Origin of the sequence: Marinobacter fuscus (genome assembly GCF_003007675.1) — a bacterium.
In the GTDB taxonomy this organism is placed as follows: Bacteria; Pseudomonadota; Gammaproteobacteria; order Pseudomonadales; family Oleiphilaceae; genus Marinobacter; species Marinobacter fuscus.
Genome location: NZ_PXNP01000104.1, coordinates 245,793 through 252,761, shown reverse-complemented (window position 1 = coordinate 252,761; position 6,969 = coordinate 245,793). Strand labels below are relative to the sequence as shown.

The following is a 6,969-nucleotide window of genomic DNA, read 5'->3' as shown; positions in this document are numbered from 1 at the left end:
TGCCTTCGTAGCGGGCGTAAAACGCACTCAAATCCAGCTCCTCGACAACATCACTGACAAAATAGGCCAGGTGGCCATCAGGCAGCCACTCGTTCAGGCTTGGGGGAAGGAGCAATTCCTGGTCGGGCGAGTACGGGCGGAAAGTGGTTCCCATCAGACGTCCTCTTGCCGAAAAAATTTCGGTCTATTATGCCAGAAACGGGCTTCTGCCGCGCAGACTCCTAGGGCAAGTTTCCCACTCTACCGGGGCGGCCAGGTGCCGCCCTTTCTTTTTTACCCACTGCGCCACCGGAACCTGACAAATCTCAAAGCTTTTCTATACTAATTCCCGAACAAGCAACACTTAGCACACTATTTGTAGCATCAGCGTACAGATTTTCGGGAGAATTTGTCCGATGGCACTCAGCCCTGCCCGCAAACCTGCTGCCCGGCACCGGGCCAGCGCCGCACATGAAGCACTCGCGGGCCCTGCACCCACCGGCAAGCCGGGCCGTGAGCCCTACAACCATGAGCGCTGGCTGATTGCCAAAATGATGCGGGTAGCCGGTCACCCGCCCGTCCGGTTCCGGCTATGGAACGATGATGTGGTAGAGCCCGAGGGCCGGGAAGCCCGTTTTACCCTTTGGCTGATGGACCCCAGAGCCCTCTATGCACTTGTGGCAAATCCAAACCTGGCGTTCCGGGATCTGTACATTTCCGGGCAACTGGTGGTGGAGGGTGATCTGGCACAATTGACAGAAACCCTCTGCCAGTCCATTCGTACCGCGCGCCAACGCTGGCCGCGTTGGCTGGGGGCGTTATGGCGCACCCAAAGCCAGAGGCCGGGCCATGTTGATGGGGAACGGGCAAGCCTTGATCACCATGCCAGCCCGGGCAGCCGGTTCTATGAGCTGTGGCTGGATCAGGCAGCCATGCAATTCACCTGTGCCTACTACGAGAGGCCAGAGAATAGCCTGGAGCAAGCACAACTGGCGAAACTGGAACATATCTGCCGCAAGCTCAGACTCAAACCCGGCATGTCTGTTGTGGAGGCTGGCTGTGGCTGGGGCGGACTGTCCAGATACATGGCGCGCCACTACGGAGCAAGGGTCTATGCCTATAGCCGTTCCCGGGAGCAGACCCAATACGCCCGAGCCGAAGCTCGGAAACAGGGGCTGGATCACCTCATAACCTACGTTAACGACGACTATCTGAACATTCACGGCCATTACGACGCTTTCGTGTCGGTCGGCCTGCTGGAACAGCTCGGCCAGAATCATTATGCTCAGCTGTCGGATCTTATCAAGTGTTGCCTGAACCCGCGTGGCCTTGCCCTTTTACACAGCATTGGCCGCAACCGCCCCATGGCCATGAATACCTGGATAGAGGATCGGATCTTTTCCGGCGCCTGCCCCCCAAGCATCGGTCAGTTTATTGAAATTTGTGAACACAATGACTTCTCGGTACTGGATGTTGAAAATCTGCGACTGCACTACGCACAGACGCTCGGCCACTGGCTCGAGCGATTTGACCGCCACAGAGAGACGATAACGGCCATGTACAACGAGCAGGTTACCCGCTCCTGGCAACTGTACCTCGCGGGCTTGATTGCAGGCTTTCGCTCCGGATCACTGCAGCTGTTTCAGGTGGTCTTCAGCCACAGCAACAATAACGACATTCCGTATAGTCGTCAGGATCTGTATGTTTTTCCAGCCACCCCCGAAGGCCTATGAACCCCGTGGCGGCTTACTCACCAACGAGCCCATATCGGCATTGTCTTCGTCGGTATCGGCAACTTCAGCGAACACACTAACGTTCTTGGCAGTCGGGAACTTGTAAGTCACGTTCGCGTACCAGGCCGTCACATCATCGCTGTTGTCCTGCTCCTGATTTTGCATACCGAGCGCCACGGCAGTGGTACTGGTAACGTCTATGGTTGCAGCAACGTTGTACAGGGTAGTTTCAAGGTCGGTATTGCTGTCATCGGTCACACTGTAGTCTGCGGCCAGGCCAAACAGGCCAAAATCGTAGCCCGCACTAACACCCCAGGTATTTCTTTCATCCTGCCCCAGCGGCGTATTGCGCTGGAAAGCTGCAGCCAGCTCCAGGCCGGCAATGCCAGTGGACGCAAACAGATCGAAGAACTCTCCGGTAATCCCGTTCTTGTCTTCAGCCTCCAGCTCATAGGAAGCAGCGAGGTATACCTTCTCAAGTTCCACATCAACGCGGAAAGTATCGTCACCGTCCGTTTTCACAGAATCAAACTGATCGTCATCCAGCGGTGTTTCGTAGGCCTCGACAACGCCGAACTCGTCCGATGCAAAATTCTGTTTGCCGAGAGTAAAGGTTGCCACCCCGTAGCCGATGCCCACGTAAGCCTCCTCAATAGGCTCATCCACGTCTTTGCCATTGGCGTGATCCTTGAAGTCGAAATCCAGACGACCGAAAGCTTTCATACTGTTGCCCAGGTCATAGCTGACGTAGTTTTTCAGCTCCAGATCGTCATAATCCACATATTCACTGGTGTCATCGCCAATTTTTTACGCAGCTGCACCTGGAAATCGCCGTTTAGCTTGTAGGTAAAACCGTCTTTTTCATAGACAGTCGCAGCATTCACAGAACCTGCGGCAACGGCAGACGCAACAACAGCCAGAAGAAGCTTCTTCATTTTTACAACTCCACGCTCAGTTTGTATTGATATTCAACGGTTACTGGAACCAATCCGGCAATCCCGCGTTTTCGCCAACGCACCAAAAAGGCCGGGGCATACCCGGCACAGGCGTTAACTCAATCGAGAGGACACTATGGGCGAGAGGTGTGACAGGTCTATGACAAGTCATTGTCAAAACGAGACTTTTTCACCTGTGGGCAAACAAAAAATAAAGCCGCACCCAAGGTGCGGCTTCAAGGGTGAGAGAATGCCGCCTATCAGCGAACCGGACGACTCACCACATCAATACCGTAAAGCGTTGTGGTGCCGCTTACCTCGTTACCCACGGCAAGCATCGGCTGTCCATTGGGGCTGTCCGCGGCAGAGATAAAGGCCAGGCCTTCAGGACCAAGATCCCCCGCCTTGCCAGGCTCAACGGCCTCTTGGTCGGCATGGAAATCCCGGTTATTCAGATACTGAACAAACTGCGGGTTCTGGGGGTTTGTCACGTTATACACCATGATGCCACCAACACGTTCCAGGCCGATAAATGCGAAGTTCTGGCCGTTAATTTCACCAACAACCACGGCCTCCGGCTCCGGCCCCTTGTCGTCTGAACGGTCATCGACACCGTTTTCATCGTTCGTGGCGTTAAAACCCTCCGGAATCAGGCTGCCGGTAATACGCTCGAAGTCGTTCCCGGAATCAAATACACGCTGCCCCTGATCGTTCCAGATAGAGAAAGACCGGGCACCGTAACTGAAAAGCTCGCCGTACAGACAGTCCTGCTCTACGCGGGTGGTGGTGACAGGGTCACAATCGTTGACTACCCCAAGGGTGGAAGTCACTTTCAGGCGCCCCAGATTGGCGTCAAGCTGCAAGGCTTTACGCTGGGCCGGAGTTCCGAACGCCTCGCTCAACTTCAGGTCTTTGACCCGGTATTCTTCACTGAAACCGCTGTAATCCCGCGCATCCCCCTCATTGGCAGTAATGTAGTAAGTTCTTCCGTTATAGCTGTAGCTGGCCATGGCGTCAGGCATATACATGCCTTTAACCGGCCAATTGCGAAGATGAATACCGCCATCCCGGTTACTGGCATCCAGTTCATTGCCGAGCATACCGTGGTCTTTGAAGCCCAATGGCAGCACATCCAGAATACGGGCATTCTCGATGTCGAGTACGGCAACGGCATTGTTTTCCTGAAGAGCTACCCAGGCACGGGTGTTGTCGGCTGAAATCGCAATGAACTCCGGCTCAAAGTCCTGCGCGGCCGATGCTCCGGGGCCAAAGATACGAACCCCTGCCTCGCGCAGGGCTGATTCACGGCCGTTAAAAGCGCGAAAGTCTGCTGTTCTGACGGTTGCTCGCTGCATGCCATCGGCCAGGTCAATCACACTGACAGAGCCCTCCGGGTCGCGTGTGTAGTCGTCGCTCGGTTCGCCTTCGTTGGCAACCAGCAGTTTCCTGCCATCCCGGGTGAAGGTGACCATATCCGGCAGAGCGCCCACAGTAACCTCACCGGCTTTGGTCAGAAAGGGGCCCGGCAACACTGTTTGGTTGGCCGGAACCGGGGCCGGTGGCGCAGGCGGCCAGACCAGCCGCGGCGGAAAAAAGTAAAGATCCAAGAAGTGTACGCTGAAAATTCATGTTTACCTCGGGTTGCGTCATCAGAGTAACCGTGACGCCCAACGCTATGGCAAACAGATGACAGGGCAGCGTCAGAAAAACGACAGCCCCGTTACACAGATAAAACAATGGCGGCAAAAATGCCGCCATTGTAAATGGTCTTTGTGTCAGGTTTTCTGAAAACCGGAATTATTGCCCCAGGTAGCTACGGTACATCCAAACCGTCTTTTCCTGTTCAGAGATGTAGTCACTCATCAGGGCTGCGGTGCCCTCGTCTTCTGCGTCTCCCGCCAGGTTCAACAAGCTACGCTGTTTGGCGATCAGTTTGCCGAAGCTCTCGACAATGTTGGCCACCGCCTCCTTACCATCGGAAACGTCTTTGCGCTCCGGAATGTCAGAGGACTCGATGTAGCTGCTGTAGGCGTGGGCTGGCCGATGCCCCAGGGTCAGAACCCGCTCTGCCACTTCGTCGATTTTCAGCAGCAGGTCGTCGTACAGCTCTTCAAATTTGGCGTGCAACTCAAAGAAATTCTCGCCTTTGATGTTCCAGTGATAGCCGCGCACGTTCATGTAGAAAATCTGGTAGTTCGACAGCAGTTCGTTAAGCGCGCCCGCCAGAGCTTGTGTTTTTTCCGTATCGAGACCGATAAAGTTCTTACCCATGTCATCCTCCTGGATTGATTTTGGACTGACTACCGAACACTTTAGGCCGCTCGTTCAAACGGGGCCAGTTTGTTTATTTAATGCTCGCGATAGCAATTTCAAAACTTAACTGAAAGATTCAATAAACAAAACCTATAAAAGGCAACACTAAACTCTATTTGTTAATGACTCTCACTTACGTTTCAATCATCTCAAAGGCCTCGGCCATCCCTCGGAGACAGCTATGAGTGCATTGAAAGTATTCGTTCATAACCACGGCGCCCACGGCGACCAATCACTTCTAAAAACAATCACTTTTGCGATCACCCACTTTACGGTGGCCTTTACCGTCGCTTACCTGCTGACCGGTGATCTGTTAATCGGTAGCCTGATTGCCATGGTGGAGCCCGCCATCAACACGGTTGCCTACTTTTTCCATGAAAAAATATGGGCCCGAAGACAACGTTCTTCAACCCGTAAAAACATTAACTTACAGCAAAACTCCAGGTTTCATCCTGCGATCAATCAATAAAACCCGCGCAAAGCCTGGCCCGGGGGATAACTCCCCGGTCAACCTCCCGGGCCACAATCGAAACAACCGTCACCGGGCACCGGCCCGATCGACAGCTGATTGTTCAGTTCTTTTAACGCGGTTCTCAGACCTTCCTCAATCACCGGGTGGTAAAAGGGCATCGCCAGCATATCGCTGACCGTCATCCGTTTTTCGATGCTCCAGGCCAGCAAATGCGCAAGATGTTCCGCCGCCGGCCCAAAGATCTGGGCACCCAGTAACAGCCCCGAACCATGCTCACCATACACCCGCAACAGGCCTTGATTGCGGGCGATCACCTTGCTGCGCCCCTGATCCTCAAACGACACATGGCCCACCGCGACACAACCCTGGCCCCGGGTCGCCAGCTGCTGGAGATCCTGGCCGACACTGGCAATCTGAGGGTCGGTAAAAACCACCGACATGGGTGTTTTTCTGGCCCCGGCCGTCACCTCTGGCCAGGCGGCGGCATTGTCGCCCGCAATGCGGCCTTCATCTGCCGCCTCATGCAGCAACGGCCGATGATTGTTGGCATCACCGGCAATGAAAATGTGGCTATCACCACAGCGCAAAGTGTGTGGGTCAAACAAAGGGACGCCCCGGTAATCCAACTCAATGCCCGCGTTCTGGATATCCAGATGATCAACGTTGGGTTTTCGGCCGGTGGCCGCCAGCAGGCAATCAAAGGTCTGCTCGTGCTGCTGGCCATCTTCAAGCCAGACTACCCGCACCCCTTGTTCGGTGCGCTCAATCTGTCGGGTTTCCGCCCGGGGGCTGAACGGAAATTCCCGCTGGAATGTCTGTAAGGCATAGTCCCGAACCACCTCATCACGGATACTGCCGATACCACCGCTGACCCCGAACAGGCGGATATCGACACCCAGGCGGCTCAGTGCCTGGCCCAACTCCAGGCCAATCACGCCCGGCCCGAATACCGCCACCGACGAGGGTAAATCCTGCCAGTCAAACACATCATCGTTCACCACCAGGCGATCCCGTGCATCTTTCAGGGGGCCGGGAATGACGGGCCGTGAGCCTGTCGCAATCACAATGCGATCGGCCCGGACTTCTGTATGCTCGCCGACAATCAGGCGATGGCTATCTATAAACCGGGCATGCCCCACCAACCGATGGGCCGATGGCACCGATTCGATGGAGCGAACCACCGACTGAACAAAACGATCCCGCTGTTGCCTCACCCGGGCCATCACCTGAAGGCCGTCAATACGGGTGGACTCTGCCCGAACACCAAACTGACCGGCCTCCGCCAGGGTATGGGCGACCTCGGCTGCCGCAATCAACAGTTTGCTGGGCATACAGCCTACCCGCGCGCAGGTGGTGCCGTACTGCGCACCCTCTATCAACACCACCCGGTCAGTCATCTTGCGTACCCGTTGATAAGCCACCATGCCAGCGGTGCCGGCACCGATAATGGCCACATCCACTTCACGCTTGTCCATGCTGCCTCCTGAATAAACTACCCGCAGCAACGTCCACCCGCGGACGGGGCTACGATGGTCGC

The 6,969-nt window shown here is 55.4% G+C and carries 7 protein-coding genes and 1 pseudogene; 2 read left to right on the top strand and 6 right to left on the bottom strand.

Annotated elements, in window-relative coordinates:
• Window positions 1-154: pseudogene (locus C7H09_RS20340) on the bottom strand (IS5/IS1182 family transposase); the annotation flags it as partial.
• Window positions 155-395: 241 nt separating this feature from the next.
• Here C7H09_RS20340 and C7H09_RS16865 point away from each other — a divergent pair.
• Window positions 396-1,712 carry an SAM-dependent methyltransferase gene (locus C7H09_RS16865; protein ID WP_106764894.1) on the top strand — a complete coding sequence of 439 codons (1,317 nt, stop codon included), beginning with the start codon at window positions 396-398 and terminating at the stop codon, window positions 1,710-1,712.
• On the opposite strand, the gene C7H09_RS16860 is transcribed toward C7H09_RS16865, so the two are convergent.
• The 4 genes from C7H09_RS16860 to C7H09_RS16850 form a co-directional block, all read right to left on the bottom strand.
• Window positions 1,707-2,492: a porin gene (locus tag C7H09_RS16860; RefSeq protein WP_240616630.1), complete on the bottom strand. Its 786-nt coding sequence runs from the start codon at window positions 2,490-2,492 to the stop codon at window positions 1,707-1,709. The two genes, C7H09_RS16865 and C7H09_RS16860, sit on opposite strands and share 6 nt — an antisense overlap.
• Window positions 2,468-2,647 carry a hypothetical protein gene (locus tag C7H09_RS20335; RefSeq protein WP_240616629.1) on the bottom strand — a complete coding sequence of 60 codons (180 nt, stop codon included), beginning with the start codon at window positions 2,645-2,647 and terminating at the stop codon, window positions 2,468-2,470. Before C7H09_RS20335 ends, C7H09_RS16860 begins: the two co-directional genes overlap by 25 nt.
• Before the next feature lie 260 nt (window positions 2,648-2,907).
• Window positions 2,908-4,254, bottom strand: coding sequence for a choice-of-anchor I family protein (locus tag C7H09_RS16855; protein WP_240616628.1), 1,347 nt, complete (start codon window positions 4,252-4,254; stop codon window positions 2,908-2,910).
• 190 nt (window positions 4,255-4,444) lie between these two features.
• Window positions 4,445-4,918 (bottom strand): Dps family protein, encoded by a 474-nt coding sequence (locus C7H09_RS16850; RefSeq protein WP_106764892.1) that lies wholly within the window; start codon window positions 4,916-4,918, stop codon window positions 4,445-4,447.
• Between the two features lie 223 nt (window positions 4,919-5,141).
• Here C7H09_RS16850 and C7H09_RS16845 point away from each other — a divergent pair, with 223 nt between their 5' ends.
• Window positions 5,142-5,429 carry a DUF2061 domain-containing protein gene (locus C7H09_RS16845; RefSeq protein ID WP_106764890.1) on the top strand — a complete coding sequence of 96 codons (288 nt, stop codon included), beginning with the start codon at window positions 5,142-5,144 and terminating at the stop codon, window positions 5,427-5,429.
• A gap of 38 nt (window positions 5,430-5,467) precedes the next feature.
• On the opposite strand, the gene C7H09_RS16840 is transcribed toward C7H09_RS16845, so the two are convergent.
• A complete protein-coding gene (locus tag C7H09_RS16840) occupies window positions 5,468-6,907 on the bottom strand; it encodes a dihydrolipoyl dehydrogenase (protein ID WP_106764888.1) in 1,440 nt (479 codons plus the stop codon).
• Window positions 6,908-6,969: the final 62 nt, after the last annotated feature.